Source organism: Levilactobacillus tangyuanensis (genome assembly GCF_003946545.1).
GTDB lineage: Bacteria > Bacillota > Bacilli > Lactobacillales > Lactobacillaceae > Levilactobacillus > Levilactobacillus tangyuanensis.
In genome coordinates, this window is the sequence record NZ_RHOA01000004.1 from 30808 (window position 1) to 53835 (window position 23028).

Annotated in this window: 21 protein-coding genes and 2 tRNA genes; 20 read left to right on the top strand and 3 right to left on the bottom strand. The window is 49.6% G+C overall.

Going from position 1 to position 23028, the window contains the following annotated elements; all coding sequences use genetic code 11:
- Nucleotides 1–19: 19 nt before the first annotated feature.
- From uvrA to EKM96_RS04660, 6 genes are all read left to right on the top strand, one after another.
- Nucleotides 20–2887, top strand: coding sequence for an excinuclease ABC subunit UvrA (uvrA, locus tag EKM96_RS04635; protein ID WP_125640444.1), 2868 nt, complete (start codon nucleotides 20–22; stop codon nucleotides 2885–2887).
- Between the two features lie 143 nt (nucleotides 2888–3030).
- Nucleotides 3031–3576 (top strand): HdeD family acid-resistance protein, encoded by a 546-nt coding sequence (locus EKM96_RS04640; protein ID WP_125640447.1) that lies wholly within the window; start codon nucleotides 3031–3033, stop codon nucleotides 3574–3576.
- Between the two features lie 191 nt (nucleotides 3577–3767).
- Nucleotides 3768–4652: an RNase adapter RapZ gene (rapZ, locus tag EKM96_RS04645; protein ID WP_125640449.1), complete on the top strand. Its 885-nt coding sequence runs from the start codon at nucleotides 3768–3770 to the stop codon at nucleotides 4650–4652.
- A complete protein-coding gene (locus EKM96_RS04650; protein WP_125640452.1) occupies nucleotides 4649–5653 on the top strand; it encodes a gluconeogenesis factor YvcK family protein in 1005 nt (334 codons plus the stop codon). Before rapZ ends, EKM96_RS04650 begins: the two co-directional genes overlap by 4 nt.
- A 13-nt stretch (nucleotides 5654–5666) precedes the next feature.
- A complete protein-coding gene (whiA, locus tag EKM96_RS04655; RefSeq protein ID WP_125640455.1) occupies nucleotides 5667–6605 on the top strand; it encodes a DNA-binding protein WhiA in 939 nt (312 codons plus the stop codon).
- A gap of 95 nt (nucleotides 6606–6700) precedes the next feature.
- Entirely contained in the window at nucleotides 6701–7132 is a 432-nt protein-coding gene (locus EKM96_RS04660) for a hypothetical protein (RefSeq protein WP_125640458.1), read from the top strand.
- Nucleotides 7133–7165: 33 nt separating this feature from the next.
- Here EKM96_RS04660 and clpP read toward each other — a convergent pair whose 3' ends face one another.
- Nucleotides 7166–7762, bottom strand: a complete 597-nt coding sequence (gene clpP, locus EKM96_RS04665; RefSeq protein ID WP_125640461.1) for an ATP-dependent Clp endopeptidase proteolytic subunit ClpP — start codon at nucleotides 7760–7762, stop codon at nucleotides 7166–7168.
- A gap of 269 nt (nucleotides 7763–8031) precedes the next feature.
- Here clpP and EKM96_RS04670 point away from each other — a divergent pair, with 269 nt between their 5' ends.
- The 3 genes from EKM96_RS04670 to EKM96_RS04680 all read left to right on the top strand — a co-directional run bounded on the left by EKM96_RS04670 (nucleotide 8032) and on the right by EKM96_RS04680 (nucleotide 9378).
- Nucleotides 8032–8478, top strand: a complete 447-nt coding sequence (locus EKM96_RS04670; protein WP_225417616.1) for a LytTR family DNA-binding domain-containing protein — start codon at nucleotides 8032–8034, stop codon at nucleotides 8476–8478.
- 6 nt (nucleotides 8479–8484) lie between these two features.
- The gene (locus tag EKM96_RS04675; RefSeq protein WP_125640467.1) at nucleotides 8485–9216 is read left to right on the top strand and encodes a LiaF transmembrane domain-containing protein; all 732 of its coding nucleotides are present in this window, start codon (nucleotides 8485–8487) and stop codon (nucleotides 9214–9216) included.
- A gap of 90 nt (nucleotides 9217–9306) precedes the next feature.
- Nucleotides 9307–9378, top strand: a tRNA-Arg gene (locus tag EKM96_RS04680).
- A gap of 56 nt (nucleotides 9379–9434) precedes the next feature.
- On the opposite strand, the gene EKM96_RS04685 is transcribed toward EKM96_RS04680, so the two are convergent.
- Nucleotides 9435–10046, bottom strand: a complete 612-nt coding sequence (locus EKM96_RS04685; RefSeq protein ID WP_125640469.1) for an ECF transporter S component — start codon at nucleotides 10044–10046, stop codon at nucleotides 9435–9437.
- A gap of 128 nt (nucleotides 10047–10174) precedes the next feature.
- Here EKM96_RS04685 and EKM96_RS04690 point away from each other — a divergent pair.
- The 6 genes from EKM96_RS04690 (at nucleotide 10175) to eno (ending at nucleotide 16244) form a co-directional block, all read left to right on the top strand.
- Nucleotides 10175–10246: transfer RNA gene (locus EKM96_RS04690), tRNA-Arg, on the top strand.
- Between the two features lie 183 nt (nucleotides 10247–10429).
- On the top strand, nucleotides 10430–11458 hold the full coding sequence (locus EKM96_RS04695) for a sugar-binding transcriptional regulator (protein ID WP_125640472.1): 1029 nt from the start codon (nucleotides 10430–10432) through the stop codon (nucleotides 11456–11458).
- 68 nt (nucleotides 11459–11526) lie between these two features.
- Nucleotides 11527–12537, top strand: coding sequence for a type I glyceraldehyde-3-phosphate dehydrogenase (gene gap / locus EKM96_RS04700; protein ID WP_125640475.1), 1011 nt, complete (start codon nucleotides 11527–11529; stop codon nucleotides 12535–12537).
- A 177-nt stretch (nucleotides 12538–12714) separates the two neighbouring features.
- Nucleotides 12715–13917 carry a phosphoglycerate kinase gene (locus tag EKM96_RS04705; RefSeq protein ID WP_125640478.1) on the top strand — a complete coding sequence of 401 codons (1203 nt, stop codon included), beginning with the start codon at nucleotides 12715–12717 and terminating at the stop codon, nucleotides 13915–13917.
- A gap of 141 nt (nucleotides 13918–14058) precedes the next feature.
- Nucleotides 14059–14817 (top strand): triose-phosphate isomerase, encoded by a 759-nt coding sequence (gene tpiA / locus EKM96_RS04710; protein ID WP_125640481.1) that lies wholly within the window; start codon nucleotides 14059–14061, stop codon nucleotides 14815–14817.
- Between the two features lie 107 nt (nucleotides 14818–14924).
- On the top strand, nucleotides 14925–16244 hold the full coding sequence (gene eno / locus EKM96_RS04715) for a phosphopyruvate hydratase (protein ID WP_061776285.1): 1320 nt from the start codon (nucleotides 14925–14927) through the stop codon (nucleotides 16242–16244).
- A gap of 50 nt (nucleotides 16245–16294) precedes the next feature.
- On the opposite strand, the gene EKM96_RS04720 is transcribed toward eno, so the two are convergent.
- A complete protein-coding gene (locus EKM96_RS04720) occupies nucleotides 16295–16567 on the bottom strand; it encodes a hypothetical protein (RefSeq protein ID WP_125640484.1) in 273 nt (90 codons plus the stop codon).
- A 145-nt stretch (nucleotides 16568–16712) separates the two neighbouring features.
- On the opposite strand from EKM96_RS04720, the gene EKM96_RS04725 reads away from it, so the two are divergent.
- The 5 genes from EKM96_RS04725 to rnr all read left to right on the top strand — a co-directional run bounded on the left by EKM96_RS04725 (nucleotide 16713) and on the right by rnr (nucleotide 23021).
- Entirely contained in the window at nucleotides 16713–17813 is a 1101-nt protein-coding gene (locus EKM96_RS04725) for a hypothetical protein (RefSeq protein ID WP_125640487.1), read from the top strand.
- Between the two features lie 59 nt (nucleotides 17814–17872).
- A complete protein-coding gene (locus tag EKM96_RS04730; protein ID WP_125640490.1) occupies nucleotides 17873–19423 on the top strand; it encodes a ClC family H(+)/Cl(-) exchange transporter in 1551 nt (516 codons plus the stop codon).
- A 102-nt stretch (nucleotides 19424–19525) separates the two neighbouring features.
- Nucleotides 19526–19762, top strand: coding sequence for a preprotein translocase subunit SecG (gene secG / locus EKM96_RS04735; RefSeq protein ID WP_125640493.1), 237 nt, complete (start codon nucleotides 19526–19528; stop codon nucleotides 19760–19762).
- Between the two features lie 79 nt (nucleotides 19763–19841).
- Entirely contained in the window at nucleotides 19842–20585 is a 744-nt protein-coding gene (locus EKM96_RS04740; protein ID WP_125640495.1) for an alpha/beta hydrolase, read from the top strand.
- An 18-nt stretch (nucleotides 20586–20603) separates the two neighbouring features.
- The gene (gene rnr, locus EKM96_RS04745; RefSeq protein WP_125640498.1) at nucleotides 20604–23021 is read left to right on the top strand and encodes a ribonuclease R; all 2418 of its coding nucleotides are present in this window, start codon (nucleotides 20604–20606) and stop codon (nucleotides 23019–23021) included.
- The last annotated feature ends 7 nt before the right edge of the window (nucleotides 23022–23028 follow it).

A 23028-nucleotide genomic window follows, 5' to 3' on the forward strand; every position in this document is an offset into this window, starting at 1 on the left:
CAGTAAGGAGAAATGTCCATTGGCAAACGATAAAATTGTTATTCATGGGGCGCGCGCCCATAATTTAAAAGATATTGACGTGACGATTCCGAAGAATAAACTGGTCGTCATTAGTGGGTTGTCCGGTTCCGGCAAGAGTTCCCTGGCGTTCGATACGTTGTATGCCGAAGGGCAACGACGGTACGTGGAGAGTTTGTCTTCCTATGCTCGCCAGTTCTTGGGACAAATGGATAAGCCAGACGTGGACTCGATCGATGGATTGAGTCCGGCCATTTCCATTGACCAAAAGACGACGTCGAAGAACCCACGGTCAACGGTGGGGACGGTCACTGAGATTAACGACTACCTCCGGCTTTTGTGGGCCCGGGTTGGGACCCCCATCTGTCCTAATGACGGCACCACCATCACCAGTCAGAGCGTTGAGCAGATGGTGGATCAGGTCTTAGCGTTGCCAGAACGAACTAAGCTTCAAATTCTTTCCCCAATTGTTCGGGCAAAGAAGGGGCAACACAAGAAGATCTTTGAAAAGATTCGTCGGGAAGGCTTCGTTCGAGTTCGGGTCGATGGCGATACGATGGACTTGGATGATGTTCCCGAATTAAATAAAAACCAAAGCCACGATATTGCGATCGTTATCGACCGAATTGTGATTAAGTCGGGCATTCGGTCTCGGCTATTCGATTCTTTTGAGGCGGCCCTACGACTTAGTGGCGGCTATGCCATTGCCGACTTGATTGATGGCGATCCGATGATTTTTTCTGAGCACTATGCTTGTCCCGTCTGTGGCTTTACCGTTGGCGAATTAGAACCTCGCCTATTCTCGTTCAATGCGCCCTTTGGGGCTTGTCCTGAATGTGATGGCCTGGGGGTTAAGCTCGAGGTCGACCTGGACCTGGTCGTTCCCGACAAGACGAAGACGCTTCGTGAAGGCGCACTCGAGCCTTGGAACCCAATTAGTTCGCAATACTATCCAGCATTGTTGGAACAGGCCTGCGATGCCTTTGGCATTGATATGGATACACCATTTAAGGATCTTTCAAAGGAAGACCAAGCGACCGTTTTAAACGGGTCAAATGGCCGTGAATTCCATTTTCACTACGAGAATGACTTCGGTGGCGTTCGGGACATCGATGTGGCCTTCGAAGGGGTCGTACCCAACATTGACCGGCGTTATCATGAAACGAACAGCGACTTTACTCGCGATGTGATGCGGAAGTACATGGCCGAATTAACCTGCCAGAGTTGTCATGGCTATCGTTTAAACCGGCAGGCATTGAGTGTTAAGATTAATCACCAACATATTGGTGAAGTGTCTAACCTGCCCGTTGGCAAAGAGCTTCACTTCTTCCAAGACCTCAGCTTTGGGGAACAGGATGAGGTGATTGCTCAGCCCATCCTAAAGGAGATCCGTGATCGGTTAACATTCCTACAGAACGTGGGGCTAGATTACCTGACGCTCAGTCGTTCCGCCCGGACGCTTTCCGGTGGGGAGGCCCAACGGATTCGGTTGGCCACACAGATTGGATCAAACCTGTCTGGGGTGCTGTACATTTTGGACGAACCCTCCATTGGGTTGCACCAACGCGACAATGACCGATTGATTAACTCACTTAAACAAATGCGGGATCTTGGGAACACCTTGATCGTGGTTGAACACGATGAGGACACCATGCGGGCGGCTGATTATATCGTTGATATTGGTCCTGGCGCGGGTGAAAATGGGGGCCATGTGATGGCTTCAGGAACACCCAAGCAGGTCATGCGTTCGCGGAAGTCCTTGACGGGTCAGTATCTGGCCGGCAAACAATACATTCCGGTGCCGTTGAGCCGTCGCGAGGGCAATGGCAAACAGATCCGCATTACCGGTGCCGCGGAGAACAACTTGAAGTCGATTGACGTTGACTTTCCACTTGGGGAATTTGTTGTCGTTACCGGGGTTTCCGGTTCCGGTAAATCCACGCTGGTTAATACGATTCTGAAGCGGGCCATTGCTCAGAAGTTGAATCACAACTCTGAGAAGCCGGGGAAATTTGCCGAGATCGCCGGGGTTCAGAACATCGAGCGGCTGGTCAATATCGACCAAAGCCCGATTGGTCGGACACCGCGAAGTAATCCGGCAACCTATACCGGGGTCTTCGATGACGTGCGGAGCCTGTTCGCTCAGACCAACGATGCGAAGCTCCGGGGTTATCAAAAGGGCCGCTTTAGCTTTAACACCAAGGGTGGACGTTGTGAGGCCTGTCATGGTGATGGGATCTTAAAGATCGAAATGAATTTCTTGCCAGACGTCTACGTTCCCTGCGAGGTTTGTCACGGGACGCGGTACAATTCTGAAACCTTGGAAGTTGAATACAAAGGCAAGAACATCGCGGATGTCTTGGATATGACGGTTAGTGAAGCCTTGAAATTCTTCGAAGCCATTCCAAAGATCACGCGTAAGCTGCAGACGATTCAGGACGTTGGCTTGGGCTATGTTAAGTTAGGCCAACCGGCCACGACCTTGTCTGGTGGGGAAGCCCAACGGATGAAGTTGGCTTCGGAACTGCACAAGCAACAGAACGGTAAGAACTTCTACATCTTGGACGAACCAACGACTGGGCTCCACACGGACGATATCAAGCGTCTGTTGGAGGTGCTCCATCGACTCGTCAACAAGGGCAACACGGTGTTGGTTATTGAACATAACCTAGACGTGATTAAGACGGCCGACCATTTGATCGACCTCGGTCCTGAGGGTGGGGAAGCTGGCGGTAACGTTGTTGCCACTGGAACACCAGAGGAATTAGCCGAAGTTAAGTCCAGTTACACTGGCCAATACTTGAAGCCGGTTCTGGAACGAGATCGCGCGCGGACCGAAGCGGATCATACGGATCCGGCGGCCTCGTAAGTGAATGATGAAGACGGGATCACCTGGCGAGCTAGCCGGACAATCCTGTCTTTTTTTGTGGGGTGCTTGTGAGGTGTCGTAAAAACCAGTACAATGGTTGAAAACCGGTGATTACTTGCCGGTAGTTGTGAGGAGATGCAGATATGTTTGAAATGAATCGTACCCGTTGGGGATTTGACTGGAGTGAATTTATCCTCGGAATCTTATTCCTAGTTGCGGCTGGAGGATTACTTCGTTCACCTAAGGTCGGACTAACGGGCCTGGCCATTATTTTTGCCGTGATGGCCTTGCTCAGTGGGTTAACCACGATCGCCGGTTATAAGAAGCTACGTGAGGTGACCGGTGTTCGAGCAAACTTTGCCTTGGCATTCGGCATTCTGGATATCTTGATTGCCATCGTATTCTTCTTCGATATGAACAGTGCCATCGTCACGCTGGGGTACCTGTTTGCCCTCTGGTTTATCTTCGACTCGTTGGAACGACTCGTAGTCGCCAGTCACCTGCGTCGCTTCGGTGGGAGTTTCTACTGGTTATCGATCATCCTTGATGTTTTGACACTGGTAGTCGGCATCATGTTGTTTGTTCATCCCATTGCCGCAGCGTTATCGTTGAACGTCTTGATTGCGATCTTCTTCATCATCTTCGGCATCAATGCCATTTGGATTGCCTTCGCTCGCAGTCGTTCGTAAACTTAACTAATGATTCAAAGGTCAAGACGCCGGTCTTGGCCTTTTTAATTGCGGTAATTGGCTGAATTGGCCCAGAGAAAACCAATATGGGGTAACTTTGTTTGCCAGATAAACGAAATATTAGGAAAAGACACGCCCGGTATGCTATACTGCTTAAAGACGTTTTTAAAAAGGAAAGCTGGAGGAGTGTCATGACGAATGAAATCCACCTGGTGATTATCACCGGGATGAGTGGTGCCGGGAAAACTGTTGCCATGCAAAGTTTCGAAGATCTCGGCTATTTCTGTATTGATAATATGCCCCCATCGTTACTCCCTAAATTCTGGGATCTAGTACGTGAATCAGGGAAACTGTCCAAGATTGCCTTGGTTATGGACCTGCGTTCACGGGCCTTTTATGACGAAATTGTCCGGATGTTAAATGATGTGGCCGTTCACGGAATGATGAACGCCCAGGTGTTGTTCCTGGATGCCTCGGATGAAGAACTGGTTTCCCGTTACAAGGAAACGAGACGTGCGCACCCCTTGGCCCGCAACGGTCGGGTGATGGAAGGAATTCAGCGGGAACGGACCCTGTTGGCACCAATCCGGCAGGCTGCCCAACTGGTCATTGATACGACTAAGCTGAGCCCCCGGAAACTTCGTGAAGAAATTTTTCATAATTATGAAACGGAAGAGGTTCACGTCTTTCACATTGACTTAATGTCGTTTGGGTTTAAGTATGGCTTGCCCATCGATGCCGATATTGTGATGGACGTCCGCTTCCTACCCAATCCTTATTACTTACCCGAACTGCGTGAATTGACTGGCAAGGACCAGTCAGTTTACGACTACGTGATGAGTCAGCCACAGACCGAGGAGTTCTATGAACGCTTCATTGGTCTCCTGAAGACGATCGTTCCGGGCTATAAGAAAGAGGGCAAATCCAACCTCACCATTGCCATTGGCTGTACGGGTGGTCAACACCGTTCGGTGGCAATTGTGCGGCGAATTGCTAGGGCCCTCGGTGACATGTACCCAGTGAACGTGACTCACCGGGACATCGAGAAGCGAAAGGAGTCCGCGAATCGATCATGAGAGACTTAATGAAGAGCCGACGCCCTAAGATTGTGGTGATCGGTGGGGGAACCGGACTGCCCGTCATCCTGAGTAACTTACGAGATCAGGATGTCGATATCACGGCGGTCGTGACCGTTGCCGACGATGGTGGGTCTTCCGGTATTATTCGGCATTATGTGAACGTTGTTCCGCCTGGTGATATTCGCAACGTCATGGTGGCGCTGGCAGAAGTACCAAGTATTTACAAAGACCTGTTCCAATATCGTTTCGAGACAACCGATGACTTTTTTGCTGGTCATGCGATTGGTAATTTAATCATCGCCGCCCTTTCAGAAATGAAGGGCGGGATCTTTGATGCGGTTCAAGAGCTTTCGCAATTGATGCGGGTTAATGGCCATATTTACCCGGCGGCCAACGAGCCACTGGAGCTACACGCCCAGTTTGCCGACGGCACCTCATTGCGTGGGGAGTCGGAAATCACTGCGGCTCACAAGCTGATCAAGCGGGTCTGGGTGGAGACCAGTAACCATCATGCGCAACCGCAAGCGGCTCAGCCCGTTATCGATGCCATCATGGACGCCGACCAGATCGTCTTAGGGCCGGGGAGCCTATTTACCAGTATCCTGCCTAACCTGATGATTAGTAGTGTTGGTAAGGCGGTTCGCGAGAGCCCCGCCGAGGTCGTGTATATTTGTAATATCATGACGCAAAAGGGTGAAACGGAAAACTTTACGGATGCGGATCACGTGCGGGTGTTGAATGAACATCTAGGCGCGAACTTTATTGATACGGTCCTGGTTAACACCCGCAAGGTGCCCGAAAAGTACATCGATTACCAGCGTTGGGACGAGATGTCTCAACCAGTTAAACATGATTTCAAGGGCTTACGTAGCCTAGGATGTCGGGTGATTTCGACCGACTTCCTGCAACTTAGAGACAACGGGGCGTTCCATAACGGTCAAGAGGTGGTCCATGAACTGCTGAATCTGATTGGACAGCCGCGTTTCCAGAAGGACTGACGAGGTTAATTAAATGTCATATGCAAGTGAAGTGAAAAAGGAATTAACCACCTTGGATGTCCATCGGGACAACGCTAAGGCGGAATTGGTTGCCCTGATTCGAATGAACGGGGCACTTGGACTGGCTAACCACCACTTCGTCTTGAACGTGCAGACGGAAAATCCGGCGATCGCTCGCCGGATGTACCAGCTGCTTAAGCAGTTCTATGACCTGGAGAGTGAATTGCTGGTTCGGCGGAAGATGAAGCTGAAGAAGAACAACTTGTACATCGTGCGGGTGAAGACCGGCGTGACAGAGGTTTTGTCGGATCTAGGAATCTTTGATGGGATGCAGCTCTTGGAGTCGGTTCCCAAGGAAATTCTGGATGATGATATGCAGGTTCGTTCGTATCTGCGAGGGGCCTTCCTAGCAGGGGGGTCGGTTAACAACCCGGAAACGAGCCGGTATCACCTGGAGATATACTCTTTGTATGAAGAGCATAACCAGATGATTGCGGAAATGATGAATCGGTATGACCTGAATGCCCGGACGATTGTCCGGCGGAGTGGGTACATCACCTACCTCAAGGGGGCGGAGCGCATTGCGGATTTCCTGTCGCTCATCGGCGCTACGACGGCGATGTTGCGGTTTGAAGACGTGCGAATCATGCGGGATATGCGTAATTCCGTCAACCGGTTGGTGAACTGTGAAAATGCCAATTTGGATAAAGTGGCGACGGCTTCCACGCGGCAAATCGATAACATTCAGTTTATCGAGGCAACCGTGGGGCTGGGGCAATTGCCAACGAAGCTTCGTGAGGTGGCCGAGGCCCGGTTGGCCCATAGCGAGGTCAGCTTGAAGGAGCTTGGGGATCTGGTCCCCGGGGGTCCGATCTCAAAATCTGGGATTAACCATCGTCTCCGGAAAATTAATGACTATGCAAAACAGTTACGTGGCGAGGCCACGGCCTAAAGAATAAAGGAAAGTCAGCTAACCAAATATGGGGTTAGCTGACTTTTTTGTATTCTGCTTCATATAATGGGGGTCACAGAAAGGACGTGGCGCCCATGAGAATTTGGCGGTTACTGGTGAACTACTTTAACGTTGCCAAGTTTGCAACGGTCTATGCCTTGTTTACGGGCCGTAGTTGGGGCCCAGATATCCGGCCTAATTTCGATCGTTTCTTTTGGTATTTTCTGGCGGCAGGAATTCTTTTCTATCCCTGGGTGGCCGACTTGGAAGGTCAGGTGCGCGATCGCTGGCGATTGCGGCAAACGATTAAGCCCAGTGTCAGATGGCATAATCGCGATGTGGTGGCGAATGATCGTGGTGGTGACTGGCGGACCCCGCACAGCCGGGTTTCCTGGGCCAATGCCCATGATCAGGATACCCTGATGCGCATGAGTAACGGATTTTTACGTGAACTCTTACAGTTTAGTTGGATTGTTTTTGCCCCAGTGATTTTGGTGATTCAGGCGGTTTTAAACACAAAAAAATAGGGCCGGCCGTAGCCAGTCCTATTTCATTTTGGATTACTTCTTTTGGTCGCCACTGTTAGTCATGATGTGGTCAATTAAACCATAATCAACGGCATCTTGGGCACTTAAGTAGTTATCCCGTTCAGTATCCTGGTTAATCCGTTCGATTGGTTGACCAGAGTTATCAGCCAGCAATTGGTTGATGGTCTTCCGAGTCTTCAAGATTTCCCGTGCGGCAATTTCAATTTCGGTTTGTTGCCCTTGAGCACCACCAGATGGTTGGTGAATCATCACTTGAGCATGTGGTAAGGCAAACCGCTTGCCCTTGGTCCCTGATGAGGCCAAGACACTAGCCATTGAAGCTGCCATCCCTAACGTAATCGTTTGAACGTCAGATTGGATGAAGTTCATGGTGTCGTAAATAGCCAATCCGGATGAAACCACACCACCAGGTGAGTTGATGTAAAGTGAAATGTCCTTGGTGGAGTCTTGTGCATCCAAGAAGAGCAATTGCGCAATGATGGCATTTGCCATGTCATCTTCGATAGGACCTGATAACATAATGATCCGGTCCTTTAATAGTCGTGAATAAATATCATAAGCCCGTTCGCCACGGGATGATTGTTCGATAACTGTTGGTACTAAATTCATGACAAGATAGCCTCCCTTTTTACAATTGAATGGCTAGCAGTTTGCTAACATGTTGCTAGTGTACTGCTATGGTCAAAGTAGGTCAAACAAAAAGACTTCCTTGATCCTGCTAACCTTTTAACTAAAACTATCATAACAGAGTTTATTAAAACGTCACGTATTCTGTTTTTAAATTGACCGGTTACGTCATGAAGACGACCACTTACGAAAGACGTATTCTCAAGCTGCCGAGTTTGTGGTTTACTAAGAACATCGAAGGAGGTGAGAACTTGAAAATACGAGTGGCGGTCGACCCGCAGACAACGGAGCCAGAAATTGTGATTCATGTCGCGGATGCGGCACGGGGGGCGAAGCTGGCCGAAGTCATTGGCGGATTAACCGTAGACAATGATCGGATAACCCTGAGTCAACGCGGTCATCAGTATCAGGTGGTGATCGCCGATATTCTGTTTTTAGAGGCGGCCGATCATCAAGTGACCGTGCATACGGCGAGGGAAATGTTTACGACTCGGCAACCACTCTATGAGCTGGCCGACCAGTTACCCGGTAACTTCCAGCGTATTTCCAAGTCCGCCATTCTCAATCGTGACCAGGTTCGCTCGTTGACCAAGTCAGTGACGGGGAATCTCGTGCGGTTTCAGGAATCTTCTAAACAGGTCTATGTCTCGCGTCGTTACTATAAAGAACTGAAAACGTTGTTGGAGCGAAAGGGGTAACAATTAATGAAAAGAAATTGGTTTTGGGGTGTCTTCTTTGTCCTAGCGGCAGGGATTTTAATCACTAGTCAATTAGGCGTCTTGACAGTCCACATTGGCTTTTGGACACTGCTACTGGCGATGTTTCTGGTAGCTGCTTTGGTTGAAAGTCTGATGCACATTTCGGTGGGGGGCATCGTCTTCTCATTGGCCTTCCTGGCTATTCTATTCGCCAAGCCATTGGGAATCGCCCAACTGGCGCCTTGGACCATCCTAGGGGCGGCCGTGTTGCTGACCATTGGTCTGTCCATGATCTTTCGGCCTCGGTGGCGCTGGCAAGGGCGCTTCAGTGACCATCATGGTGAGAACTGGCATGGTGGTCGCCATGGTTGGGGTCGTAGTGTCGACACCATTACGGACGTGAATGATTCGGAAACCGTGGTCGACGTCAACATGAGTTCTAGCATTCGGTATTTACAGTCGGATAATTTGAAGAGCGTTCGAATTAATTCGTCAATGGGCAATGCCAAGGTCTATTTCGACGACGTTGTTCTCAGTCCGGAAGGGGCCGTAGCCTGGGTCGATAATTCCTTCGGTGGGGTTGAGCTGTATGTTCCTAAGGAATGGCAGGTGCGCATCGATCTTTCAACGGACTTCGGTACGTTTGGTGAGCGCGGTGAAAACGCTGGGTCCGCGGACCAAAAGTTGGTGGTTAAGGGACGCACGTCATTTGGTTCCGTGGTCGTCTTCTATATTTAGCGGCCGATTTAAAAATAATTGAAGGAAGACTTGAATTTATATTCAGCATCGGTTATAGTAGTAAGTGCTTGAAAAAGCCGATGCTGTTTTGCGCCCGTAGTGTAATGGATCGCACGTAAGATTCCGGTTCTTGAAATGGGGGTTCGATTCCCTCCGGGCGCATCAGTTGCCGCAACGATTGTCGTTGCGGCTTTTTTGATCTAAAAAAGCCAGGTCGTTTAGGACTTGGCCGAATGGTTTAAGCGATCCCAGCGTTTCCGCAGTGGACCGGCAATTAACGGGGCGACGAGCACGTCTAAAATGAGCTCGGGAACACCGTTGGTCAGGATAGAGATCATGAGGACGTAACCCAGCGTCTGGCTACCCTTGGCACCAAAGGCGGTGGCTACGGCAGGCGTTTGGTAGAAGATGTAGATCAGTCCCATGACGAGCACGGTATTAACTAAAGCCCCCGTTGCTGCGGCGAGGCGCATGGCAAGCTTTTCTTGATGCCAGTGACGACGGACCCAAAGGTAGACGAATCCGGCGAGTAGCCCCATCAATAGCCGCGGCAGAATTGAGATTAGGGGATTGGTGAAGACCAACGGGGCCACGGGGCTCGATGGCCAGGTGAATGCCCGGATAAAGGTAATTAGGCCCCAGAAGGTCCCGATGATGACGCCATCGACCGGTCCTAAGGCAATGGCCGCGATGATTACGGTGAGACCAATGAGGGTCATACTGAAAGGCCCCAGGGGGATGTATCCCAAAAATGGTAAAATATTTTGCAAGAGAACAATGGCCATCAATAGGGCGTCGATAACCAAACGAAATGTTTTGTGACGGGTCATGTTGGAACCTCCACGGAAAGTTTGATGCAGTTATTATAGCACCGTTTGAACGACTAATAACAGGCGGTAGCTTGTATTTTTATCCACAATCAGTTATAGTATTCATAGTGTTTTTATAGAAAAAGTTTGCGCCCGTAGTGTAATGGATCGCACGTAAGATTCCGGTTCTTGAAATGGGGGTTCGATTCCCTCCGGGCGCATCGCAGTAAGGCCTCATCCTTTTTAGGGTGAGACCTTTTTTCGTGCGATGAATCTCTTGCCAAACGGTTGCCTAGAGGCTTATACTATCAATTGTAGGCATGTGATTGCCTTAATTTTTTGGCCGGTGTGGGCGTATCTGGACCCACGCTGGACGGCAAACGTCCCAGTAGGAGGTTGACACGATGCAAACGGATTGGCAATGGATCGAGGCTGTAATGCCGCAGATGACGGCCAAGCTCACCACTCGCTTTCGTATCCTACGTGGGATTGATGCCCAACAGCCCGTTGGGCGTCGGCTCTTGGCTGACCAACTGGTCTTGTCCGAACGAACCGTTCGGACGGTGACCACGGACTTAGAGAGCCTGGGACTCATTCAAATGTCCGTTCAAGGCATGCAGTTGACGCCGGCCGGTCGCCAAGCCCTGCGAGGATTGACGCCGGTCATGGACGATCTGGCCGGGCGGCAACAACGCGAACTGCGTTTGGCCCAACGGTTAGGAATCGAGCACTGTACGATTGTCCCCGGTGACAGCTCGGCTGTGAATGGGGGGCTATCCGGAATGGCTGCGGCGGCCGCTAAGGTTTTAGCGGATCGTCTGCCTGCGGGTAAGAGTACGGTAGCCGTCATGGGTGGGCATACGTTGGCCACCTTGGCTCAAGCATTGACGCCGGCGTTAGCCATGAATCGTCAGTTGTTATTCGTTCCCGCCCGTGGGGGCGTGGGTGAATCCCCGGCTATTCAGGCGAACACGGTCTGTGCCCAAATGGCCCAACAGACCAACAGCACCTATCGCCAGTTGTATATTCCCGAACAATTAACCACGGCGACCTATCAGCCCTTGTTTGCGGAGCCTAGTATTCATGAGGTCCTACAGCTGATTGATCGTAGTAACGTGGTGGTTCATGGGATTGGTCTGGCGCTGGACATGGCGGAACGTCGTAAGATGACGCCCCATGAGGTCGCCGATCTGACAGCCGCACACGCTGTTGGCGAGGCATTTGGCCACTTCTTTGACGATGAAGGTCACGTGGTCAGCAAGATTCCACGAATCGGCCTGGAGATCGATGATCTGGCGAAAAAGCCGGTAGTCATCGCGGTCGCCGGAGGTAGTGAAAAGGGGACGGCCATCGCCGCCTATATGCAACTCGCACCGTCGCAAACCTGGTTGATTACGGACGACGGTGCCGCTGACTTTGTTTTAAAAAGGTGATATACTTCATGTGTACTGCTTTTTAAAAAAATTATTCTTTAGAACTTCCTGAAGGAGGAACTCACAGTATGACTGTAAAGATTGGTATTAATGGTTTCGGACGTATCGGCCGTTTGGCTTTCAAGCGGATTCACGAACTCCACTCAAGTGACATCGAAGTTGTTGCCATCAACGATTTGACGACACCTTCAATGTTAGCTTACCTGTTGAAGTATGACTCAACTCATGGCCGCTTCCCTGGCGAAGTTTCAGCTACGGACAAAGGTATCGTAGTTGACGGCAAGGAATACCCAGTTTACGCCGAACCAAAGGCACAAAACATTCCTTGGGTTAAGAACGACGGAGTTGACTTCGTTCTCGAATGTACCGGTTTCTACACCTCAGAAGAAAAGTCACAAGCTCACCTTGACGCTGGCGTTAAGCGGGTCTTAGTATCTGCCCCAGCCGGTGCCGTTAAGACGGTTGTTCCTGGTGTTAACTTGGACGAATTGACTAAGGACGACGTAATCGTTTCTGCTGGTTCTTGCACGACTAACTGCTTAGCACCAATGGCTTACTTCTTAAACGAAGACTTTGGTATCCAAGCAGGGACTATGACGACTATCCACGCCTTCACTTCAACTCAAATGATCTTGGATGGCCCTCGTGGCAAGAAGATGCGTAACAACCGGACTGCCAGTGTTAACACGATTCCTCACTCAACTGGTGCCGCTAAGGCTATCGGTTTAGTTATCCCTGAATTAAAGGGTAAGTTACAAGGCCATGCACAACGGGTATCCGTTGTTGACGGTTCTTTGACTGAATTGGTATCTGTTCTGGACAAGAAGGTTACTGCTGATGAAATCAACGATGCAATGAAGAAGCACACCGCAAACAACGATGCTTACGGTTACAATGCTGACGAAATTGTTTCAAGCGATATCATCGATGATGACCACGGTTCAGTATTCGATCCTACCCAAACTGAAGTTACCACTGCCGGTGACACGCAATTAGTTAAGACTGTTGCATGGTACGACAACGAATGGGGCTTCACTTGCAACATGGTACGGACTTTACTCCACTTCGCTACGCTCTAAGCGATAGCTTTGCACGAGAAGTCAATCTAAAAACGCGGCGGAGGAGAAATTACTCCGACGCGTTTTTAATTAGGACTTAAGACTGGGAGTCGACCTTTGAATTTCCAGATTAAGTGCTGTATATTTGTGAACGTAAGTGAGCGTAAAGATCTATTCATTCAAGGAGGTTTTTCTAAATTGGCTAAATTAACCGTTTCTGATTTAGATTTAAAGAGCAAAAAAGTTTTGATGCGGGTCGACTTCAACGTCCCCATCAAAGACGGTGTGATCGGTAACGATAACCGGATTGTTGCAGCATTACCAACCATCAAGTACGTCATTGAACATGGTGGTAAGGCCATTCTCTTGTCTCACTTAGGTCGTGTTAAGACCGAAGATGACAAGCCTGGCCTTTCCATGCGTCCAGTGGCCGAACGCTTGTCTAACTTATTAAACAAGCCCGTAACCTTCGTTCCAACGACCGAAGGTGAACAACTTGAAAATGCTATTGACGGCTTAAACGACGGCGATGTTTTAGTTATGGAAAACACCCGTTACGAAGACGTTAAGGATGGCGAATACGTTAAGCGTGAATCCGGCAATGACCCTGAATTGGGCAAGTACTGGGCCTCACTGGGTGACGTCTTCGTTAACGATGCCTTTGGGACGGCTCACCGTTCTCACGCATCTAACGTTGGGATTGCTTCCAACATGCCACAAACGGCTGCCGGTTTCTTAATGGAAAAGGAAATCACCTTTATCGGTGGTGCCGTTGACAACCCTGAACACCCATTCGTCGCTATCCTGGGTGGTGCCAAGGTTTCCGACAAGATCGGTGTGATCGATAACTTGTTAGCCAAGGCTGACAAGATCTTAATCGGTGGTGGGATGACTTACACGTTCTACGCTGCCAAGGGGATTAAGATTGGAAATTCTTTGGTTGAAGCCGACAAGATCGACTTAGCCAAGGAAATCTTGGAAAAGGCCGGCGACAAGTTGGTCTTACCAGTTGACTCCGTTGTTGCCGAAAAATTCGATAACGATGCCGACCACAAGACGGTTGATGGCGATGTTCCTGATGGCTACATGGCCTTGGATATTGGACCTAAGTCGATTGCCAAGTTTGAAGACGTGTTAAAGACGGCCAAGACGGTTGTTTGGAACGGCCCAATGGGTGTCTTTGAAATGAGCAACTACGCCGAAGGGACTTTGGAAATCGGGAAGTTCTTGGGCACGTTAAGCGATGCTAAGACAATTGTCGGTGGTGGTGACTCAACCGCCGCTGTTCAACAATTAGGCGTTGCTGACCGGCTTTCTCACATTTCTACCGGTGGTGGTGCTTCCTTGGAATACCTTGAAGGTAAGACCTTACCAGGGATTGCTGCTATTTCTGACAAGTAAAACTTTAAAAAGCTGTGGTGAGATCACCACGGCTTTTTCTCGTCATTCGAGAATGCTGGAGGGGCTTTCACTGGCTTCTCTATAGTGAATTCGGTAAGATGATGGGCGTAGTTAGTTTATTTTGAGAAAGGGTGGATCAGGTTGCGAATACCACTCATCGCTGGAAACTGGAAAATGAATAAGACCGTTCAAGAAGCTCGGCAGTTTATCGAAGATATTCAGGGTCAATTACCCGCTGCGGACCAGGTTGAAACGGCCATTGCCGCGCCAGCATTGTTCTTACAGACCATGTTGGATGCCAATCATGACGATGTCTTAAAGATCGGGGCGGAAACCTGTTATTACGAAGACGAGGGGGCCTTTACGGGGGAAACTAGCCCACGGGCCCTTCATCAAATGGGAATTCCCTACACGATCGTGGGTCATTCCGAACGTCGGCGGTACTTTAACGAAACCGACGACGTGATTAATCGGAAGGTCCAAGCGGTCTTTCGAAACGGCATGACGCCAATCGTCTGTTGTGATGAAACCATGGGTCGTCGTGAGTCTGGTGAAAAAATTCACTGGGTGGTTAACCAAGTCTCCGCCGCACTGAAGGGCGTTAGCGCTGAAGATGCCGCGAAGATTGTGGTGGCCTACGAACCTAGTTGGGCGATTGGCAGTGGCACGACCGCGTCTTCCGATCAGGCCGAAGAAGGGTGTTACCTCATTCGGCAAACGTTGGCCGACATCTACTCGGATGACTTGGCTAACGGTGTTCGCGTGTTATACGGTGGGAGTGTTAAGCCGGATAACATTGCGGGCCTGATGAAGAACGATAACGTCGATGGCGTTCTAGCTGGCGGGTCCAGCTTGGACGAAAAATCATTTGTTCAGTTAGCACATTACCAAAGTTTGTAAAACGCTGAGAATCTAATTGAAAGTCCCAGCATAAACTTATAGAATATAACATGGGATTGTCGTCTAGTTCCCGTGAAGCCAAACTTTCATAAGGAGAGAATACAAAAATGTCTATTATTTCTGATATTTACGCACGCGAAGTCTTAGATTCACGTGGTAACCCAACTGTTGAAGTTGAACTCTACACCGAAGCCGGTGCAATGGGCCGGGGGATCGTTCCTTCTGGTGCCTCAACGGGTGAACACGAAGCCGTTGAACTTCGTGATGGCGACAAGAGTCGATTCTTGGGCAAGGGTGTTACGAAGGCCGTTGACAACGTCAACAACCTGATTGCCAAGGAAATTGTCGGTTACGATGTTACCGACCAACGGGCCATCGACCAAGCCATGATCGACTTGGATGGCACGCCAAACAAGGGTAAGTTAGGTGCTAACGCTATCTTAGGTGTTTCCTTAGCTGCTGCCCGTGCTGCTGCCGACGAATTAGGCCAACCTTTGTACAACTACTTAGGCGGGTTCAATGGTCACGTTTTACCTACACCAATGATGAACGTTATCAACGGTGGGAAGCACGCCAACAACAAGGTTGACTTCCAAGAATTCATGATCATGCCTGTTGGTGCCAAGAGTGTTAAGGAAGCTATTCGGATGGGTTCCGAAACTTTCCATAACTTGAAGAACCTTTTGAACGAAAAAGGTTACTCAACGGCCGTTGGTGACGAAGGTGGTTTTGCACCTGACTTGAAGAACAACGAAGAACCATTTGAAATCTTGGTTGAAGCTATCAAGCGTGCCGGCTACGTACCTGGTAAGGACGTTGCTATCGCCTTTGACTGTGCCTCATCAGAATTCTACAATGCTGATACTAAGAAGTACGAATTAAAGGGTGACGGTAAGGATTACACCGCCGACGAATTCGTTAGCTTACTTGAAAGCATCGTTGACAAGTACCCAGTTGTTTCCATCGAAGATCCTTTGGACGAAAACGAATGGGCTGACTGGCAAATGGCTACTGAACGTCTTGGCAAGAAAGTCCAAATCGTTGGTGACGACTTGTTCGTTACGAACACGGACTACCTGGCTAAGGGGATCAAGATGGGCGTTGCTAACTCAATCTTAATCAAGCTGAACCAAATCGGGACTTTGACTGAAACTGTTGAAGCCGTTGAAATGGCTAAGGAAGCTGGTTACACGGCTGTCATCTCTCACCGTTCTGGTGAAACTGAAGACACGACCATCGCTGACTTAGTGGTTGCATTGAACGCTGGTCAAATTAAGACTGGTTCAATGAGCCGTGGCGAACGTATCGCTAAGTACAACCAATTAATGCGGATCGAAGACCAATTAGGCAAGACGTCTAACTACAAGGGGATTCATTCCTTCTACAACTTAGACGAAGATGCTCGTTTGGCCATCATCAACAAGTAATTTCGTTGTAAATGAAAACCTCACCAGAAATGGTGAGGTTTTTTGATCTTTTAATTTTTTTTCGTGGTATGGCTAGGATTGGTCGTCGTCCGTTTGAAACTGTGACGCAGGACCAGGAGATAGCGGCCGCTGAGAAACAATCCTAATAGGATGGCCACGCCAAGCAGCAGTAAGGCCAATAGCGTCCCCGCGCCGGAATGGCTGTCGTACAGGCGGTTTGACAGGAGGCCGAAGACTTTGAAGACGATCCATAGGCCGCCGACCCAAGCAAAGATAATATCCAGTCGATTAATGGTAGTCACCTCATTCGTTAGTTGTGTCATTAAGAATAGACAGTATTCAGCATTGCGTCAACGTATTAACTATGAATATAAATAATTAAATAATGTGAACTGCAAGACTTTTTGATTCATGGAAAAATAGCCGTGCCATTTTTCGGAGTTAACCCTATCGAAGGGGGAATCATGAATGAAATGGCAACAATTAGTGATTACTAGTGGTGTTGTGGCAGGGCTACTGCTCGGCCTGGTGAACGTTCCTGCTCGCGCCGATGCCGCTACATTTCCATTGACCGTGAGCTTTTACACCGAGGGACAGGATGATGATGGCATAAAACGGCAACACCCGTTTGAAGTCGTTACCCGTCAGTTCGTCGACAACGAGGTGATTACTCATCCGGGGTTGGTCGCGGCCAAGCTCGTGACATCGCGCCGCCTAGCGCATGATGATTTAACGGCGCCGCTAAGGCTGGTTTACACTGGTGGCGCCTTGAGTACCGTGCAACTAACCTATGTCACAGAGGTTGGAGAACTCATTTCTGGCGGTAAGTCGCGGGCGAATTTGACGATTGGTGGCCAAGCACACGCTGTGGCCACCGCGGGCTATCAGCTGGTTAAACCGGCTGAGGGGGAGCGAACCGTCTTACATGCTCATGAGGACTGGCGCTTGTTGGTTCAACGGATAGGTGGGGCGGGAGTCACACCAACACCAACACCAACACCAGGGCCTTCAGGTTCGACCGGTCACTTACCAGAACCACAACCAATACCTAAGCCGATTGTTCCCGTTATGCCTGTGCCACCGGTGCCAGTCGTCCCTTGGCCAAACGTTAAGCCCGAGCATCCAGGCCTTCCCGTTAAGCCACCAGCTGTGATGCAGCCAGTTCCCGTGGGACCAGGCAGCCACTCACAGACACCGGCTCAGGATGCTCATCGGCCGGGCCATCCTGTCGATAACAACTCTGGTGAAACAGGGGCACTGTCAGGCCAATCAACAATGCCGTCTGATGTCGGCAAGCCAGTTGATATTGCGGACAAACCAACGAATGGGGACAACCCTATCCCTGACAAGAATGACCATGACAGGCCATTTCCAGGGGCTTCCCTATTGGCCAGTTCGGTAGCTGGAAGTAAAACTAAACGGCGTGTACGGCGGTCTCAGCACCATCCAGGGGCGTCTCAAAGTCGTCTACCCCAGACAAATGAAGAACTTTCACTTTGGTGGGCCTGGGGTGGCCTAATTCTGGTGAGTTTGCTAGTCGGCCGGGAGTACCGAAGAATTATCGCTTAACGCGTTGACCAGGTGTGCTAGACTTAAGGTAATGATTATTTTAAGTGGAGGCGCGTAACGTGACAGAGCAAACCAATCAACAGACCAATTTGAGTCGACCAGGAGCCATTTTATTTGGCAGTCTGGTCGGCCTTTTGGCTGGACTGGTCGTAAGTACGTTTCGCCTAGTGATTGAGAAACTATTGGTAGTCGTTCAAATGACCTATCATTGGTTGGGACAACATCCGTTGGGACTGATTCCGTGGGTGCTATTGATGGTTGTCTTATCCTTAATCGTTGGGCACTGGGTTCATCAATCGCCAATGATCAAGGGGTCCGGTATTCCTCAGGTTGAGGGACAGTTAGCCGGGGATCTAGATTATGCTTGGTGGCCGGTTCTGTGGAAGAAATTTGTTAGTGGTGTCTTTGGCATTGGTGCCGGGTTGTTCCTTGGTCGTGAAGGGCCTTCGATTCAACTTGGTGGGACCGTTGCTCAAGGGCTAGCCGAACGGTTTAATTTCACCGGCAGTCGACGCCGACTCTTGATTGCCGGCGGCGCCGCTGCCGGACTATCGGCCGCTTTCAACGCGCCGATAGCGGCGACCTTGTTTATTTTGGAAGAGGTTTATCATAACTTTTCAACGCTGGTCTGGCTGATCTCGTTAACGAGTGCGGTTGTGGCTAATTTTGTGTCTAGTGAGGTTTTTGGCCTGACACCCGTTTTACATATTAACTACGCACAGGCGTTACCACTTAAATATTATGGATTGTTGTTGGTCTTAGGTGTGGGATTAGGTCTCCTAGGATTTGGGTATCAATGGGCAACGTTGAACAGTGGCGAGTGGTACGCCAAGTTACGATGGTTACCCAGTTATTTGAACGGGATTATTCCCTTCTTGCTGGTGATCCCGATTGGTTTAATGTGGCCGAAGAGTTTGGGTGGTGGGAATCAACTCATTCTCAGCTTTGCGAAGATGACGCCGTTATTGTGGCCACTCATCGGCTATTTTGTGTTGCGGTTTGTCTTCTCAACGGTTAGTTATGGTTCCGGGTTGCCTGGTGGGATTTTCTTACCTATTCTGACATTAGGCGCCTTACTTGGCGGCATCGGCGCCCAAATCTTCGTGGCGATGGGGGTCTTACCAAGTATCTTCGTGGCTAACTTCATGATTTATGCGATGGCCGGGTACTTTGCCGGAATTTCCAAGGCGCCATTTACCGCGATCTTACTGATTACCGAGATGGTTGGGACTCTGCAACACCTGATGCCGCTGGCCGTGGTCGCAATTGTTGCCTACATTACCGTCGACCTGTTAGGTGGTGCACCAATCTATGAAGCCATGCTGCATCAACTAGTTGATCCCGCCAATGAGATGCCAACCGGGCCCACGGATCGCCTCGAGTTTTCCGTGACGGAAGGGTCTGGATTAGCTGGTAAACGCGTCCGGGATCTGGATTGGCCGGAACATGCCTTACTGGTCAGCGTGCGTCGCGGCGAGCAGACGGTCATTCCGCAAGGGAACACGGTCCTACGGTCGGGAGACACCTTAGTTGTTTTCACGAATCGTGCGAATCGCGCCTACGTTCGACAAACCCTGATGGCATTGGCAATCCCAAGCGAGCCAAGCTAGATTAGGCAACCGTAGGGCTGGTAAAAATCCGCTCAATATGATAAATTAGTAGGAGTATAGTTAGACCTATTAGACCTATTTAGATAGGTAGGAGGCAAATTTGTGTATAATTTCTTATTAACTTGTATTTTAATTGTCAGTGTCTTACTGATTATCGCTGTGATGATGCAACCTTCTAAAACCAATGATGCCTTATCCGCGTTAACCGGTGGTGCTGATGACTTGTTTGCAAAACAGAAGCCACGTGGTTTCGAAGCATTTATGCAAAGAGTGACAGTTATCCTAGGGATTCTTTTCTTTGGCTTGGCCCTAGCCCTAGTTTACTTCTCCTCACATTAATGATTGAGTCTCCTGTTTGATTTTGCTACAGGAGGCTTTTTTAAAGAGTTACGAGTTGTGTGGAAGGTGGTGGTTCAAGATGCAACGACAACCGACGCCATTGTTCTTTGAGCAAGGCCCGGAGGCGGTGATTCTATTACATGCCTACTCGGGTAGTTCAAATGACATGCGCATCTTGGCCCGGAAGTTGGAAAGTGAGCACTATACAGTGCTTGCACCAATCTTCACGGGTCATGCCACCGGTGATCCGGCAGATATTTTACGAGCGGGGTCGCCCCAGAAGTGGTGGCAAGATACGCTGCAAGCGATTCAGTTCTTACGGGACCGTGGGTATCAGCGACTAGCCATTTTTGGGTTATCACTTGGCGGTCTCTTTGCGACGCGAGCATTGCTTGAGGATTCTACGCTGTTAGGTGGGGGGACTTTTGCCTCACCGGTCATCTACCGAGGAACGACGCACGTTCCAGAGGCATTTGTCAGCATGGCTCAGCAGATGTATCAGGCGCAAGGCATCGCTGGCGCAGAGCTTGAAGGTAAAATGACCTGGATCCAGGCGCATCTGAATCAGCAATTAACGGCGATTCAGGCCTTCACCGATACCACCGCAACTCACTTAAATCGGATTAAACAACCCGTCTTTATCGCCCAAGGAACGGCAGATAAAATGATTGACCCGCGTTCGGGGCAATGGTTGGCAGCTGGTTATTCGGCTGGTCAGACGGATTTTCATGAATACCCTGGCGCGGGGCACGTCTTAACCGTTAATTCGGCCCATCACGCCTTAGAACAAGACTTACTGAATTTTTTACACACAATCTTTTAAAATAACGAGGAATCGATAGTGCAAGATAATACATTAAAAACAGATTTAACAGCATTTTTCCGGTCCCATTCGGACCAGGCATACACGGTTGAAGGAATTTCAGACGCGTTGCATTACCATGGCTCGGCTGCCTTTAAGCTGATTGTGCAAGAATTAGCACAATTGGAACGAGACGGCTTAGTACAGGTAACGGAGCACGGCCATTTTCAGCTGGACCCCAGTCAACGAGTCTTGACGGGAATTTTCCATGGTAACGACAAGGGCTTCGGCTTTGTTGCTTACGACGAAAATAAAGTGGAACCAGACGCTTATATCGCGCCTAACAATACGTTACGCGCTCTGAATGGCGATACCGTTAAAATTGAAATTGTTCGGGCGGGTGATCCCCGTACCGGCAAGGGTCCTGAAGGCAAGGTTACCGAAATTGTCGAACACCACTACGAACAGGTCGTTGGGGAGTTCTTCCAAACCGACGATGATGCCGGTTACGTGGGTCAAGTTCGATTAACCGACAAGAAGGTTATGAAGTATAAGTTCTATGTCACCAATGTTGGCTTGAACCCAACGCCGGGTGAGGTAGTGACTGCCGAAATCACGGAATATCCTAGTGATGCTCATCCAGATGCCATGGTTGGGATTGCGAAGCAGGTTATCGGGAGTGTTGATGACCCGGGTATTGATATTCTTCAGATTGTGTACCAACACAATATTCCTTCCGAATTTCCTGAAGAAGTCATGCAGGCTGCCGACGAGATTCCAGACCATGTCTTACCAGAGGAAACCAAGGGTCGTGAAGACATCACGAACCAAGACCTGGTAACCATCGATGGCGAGTCCTCAAAAGACTTGGATGACGCGGTCACGGTTTGGAAATTGCCTAATGGTAACTTCCATTTAGGGGTCCACATTGCCGATGTTTCCCACTATGTTCAAGAAGATTCAATCTTGGACAAGGAAGCTTACAAGCGTGGGACCAGTGTTTACCTAACTGACCGGGTTATTCCTATGTTGCCACGTCGTCTTTCCAACGGGATTTGTTCCTTAAATGAAGGCGAATTGCGGTTATGTATGAGTTGTGACATGGAAATTGACCAATCTGGGAATGTGGTTAAACACCGGATTCATCCTTCCGTCATGCGTTCAAAGGCACGGATGACTTATACGGCCGTTAACCAAATCTTGGAAGCCCATGATGAGTTAACGATGAACCGGTACAAGGAACTGGTCCCAATGTTTGAGGCCATGGGCGACTTACACCGGATCTTAGTTAAGCAACGTAAGACGCGTGGGGCCATTGATTTCGATGACCGCGAAGCTGAAATCATTGTTGACGACCAGGGCCACGCCATTGATGTTAAGCTACGGACCCGTGGGATGGCTGAACGGATGATTGAATCCTTCATGTTGGCTGCCAACGAAACCGTTGCTGAACATTATTACCGTGCTAAGACCCCATTCTTATACCGGGTCCACGAAACGCCAGATGGCGATCGAGTACGGAGCTTCTTCGAATTCTTGACGGCTTTCGGGATTAACGTTAAGGGTGACCCTAACCACTTGCGTCCTAAGATGTTGCAAGGCGTCTTGAAGCAGGTTGCCGGTAAGCCAGAAGAAGCAATGGTTTCCGTGATGATGTTACGGAGTTTGAAGCAAGCCCGGTACAGCGACCAATCACTTGGTCACTTTGGCTTGGGTGCTGAGTTCTATACACACTTTACGTCACCAATTCGACGGTATCCAGATACCATGGTTCACCGGATGATTCATTATTACGAGGACCATGGAATTAACGACGCCAGCAAGGCTAAGTTTGAACCACTCTTGGAACAAATTGGGGTTCACACCTCTGAGGCCGAACGGCGGGCAATTGATGCTGAACGGGACACGAACGACATGAAGATGGCCGAATACATGGCAGACCACGTTGGCGAAGAGTTTGACGCTGTCGTTGCCTCTGTTATGAAGTTCGGGATGTTTGTGGAATTACCAAATACCATTGAAGGCTTGATTCATATTAGTCGGATGCAAGATGACTATTACGAATACGTTGAAAAATACATGGCCCTGGTTGGACGGAACACCCGTCGGACGTACAAGATTGGGCAAGCCATTCGGGTAAAGGTGATCCATGTCGACAAGGAACAAAGCGAAATCGACTTTGAACTTTTGAATCCGGAAGCGGCACCGGTCAGTGATTTATTACCTCATCGTGAACATCGTTCTCGCGGTGGTAGCAATTATCACGGCCACAGTAACAATGGCAACCGGAACAATAATAATAATCACAGCAACTCTAACAACAACCATGGTGGTAACCGGAATGGCAACCACCGTAACGGGAATCAACGACCAACTGGTCAACGGAGCAACGGTGGCCAAAATCGGACGAACAATTCCGGCGGCGACAACCGGCATCCACAAGGTGGTCGGCACTAAGCGAGGT

Bases quoted from the DNA above. Each gene is read 5' to 3' on its own strand.
- whiA (WP_125640455.1), top strand. From the start codon at position 5,667: ATGTCATATGCAAGTGAAGTGAAAAAGGAATTAACCACCTTGGATGTC.
- EKM96_RS04720 (WP_125640484.1), bottom strand. From the start codon at position 16,567: ATGACACAACTAACGAATGAGGTGACTACCATTAATCGACTGGATATT.
- EKM96_RS04695 (WP_125640472.1), top strand. From the start codon at position 10,430: ATGCAAACGGATTGGCAATGGATCGAGGCTGTAATGCCGCAGATGACG.
- EKM96_RS04685 (WP_125640469.1), bottom strand. From the start codon at position 10,046: ATGACCCGTCACAAAACATTTCGTTTGGTTATCGACGCCCTATTGATG.
- eno (WP_061776285.1), top strand. From the start codon at position 14,925: ATGTCTATTATTTCTGATATTTACGCACGCGAAGTCTTAGATTCACGT.
- EKM96_RS04660 (WP_125640458.1), top strand. From the start codon at position 6,701: ATGAGAATTTGGCGGTTACTGGTGAACTACTTTAACGTTGCCAAGTTT.
- EKM96_RS04725 (WP_125640487.1), top strand. From the start codon at position 16,713: ATGAAATGGCAACAATTAGTGATTACTAGTGGTGTTGTGGCAGGGCTA.
- EKM96_RS04675 (WP_125640467.1), top strand. From the start codon at position 8,485: ATGAAAAGAAATTGGTTTTGGGGTGTCTTCTTTGTCCTAGCGGCAGGG.
- EKM96_RS04650 (WP_125640452.1), top strand. From the start codon at position 4,649: ATGAGAGACTTAATGAAGAGCCGACGCCCTAAGATTGTGGTGATCGGT.
- EKM96_RS04740 (WP_125640495.1), top strand. From the start codon at position 19,842: ATGCAACGACAACCGACGCCATTGTTCTTTGAGCAAGGCCCGGAGGCG.
- EKM96_RS04640 (WP_125640447.1), top strand. From the start codon at position 3,031: ATGTTTGAAATGAATCGTACCCGTTGGGGATTTGACTGGAGTGAATTT.
- clpP (WP_125640461.1), bottom strand. From the start codon at position 7,762: ATGAATTTAGTACCAACAGTTATCGAACAATCATCCCGTGGCGAACGG.
- gap (WP_125640475.1), top strand. From the start codon at position 11,527: ATGACTGTAAAGATTGGTATTAATGGTTTCGGACGTATCGGCCGTTTG.
- rapZ (WP_125640449.1), top strand. From the start codon at position 3,768: ATGACGAATGAAATCCACCTGGTGATTATCACCGGGATGAGTGGTGCC.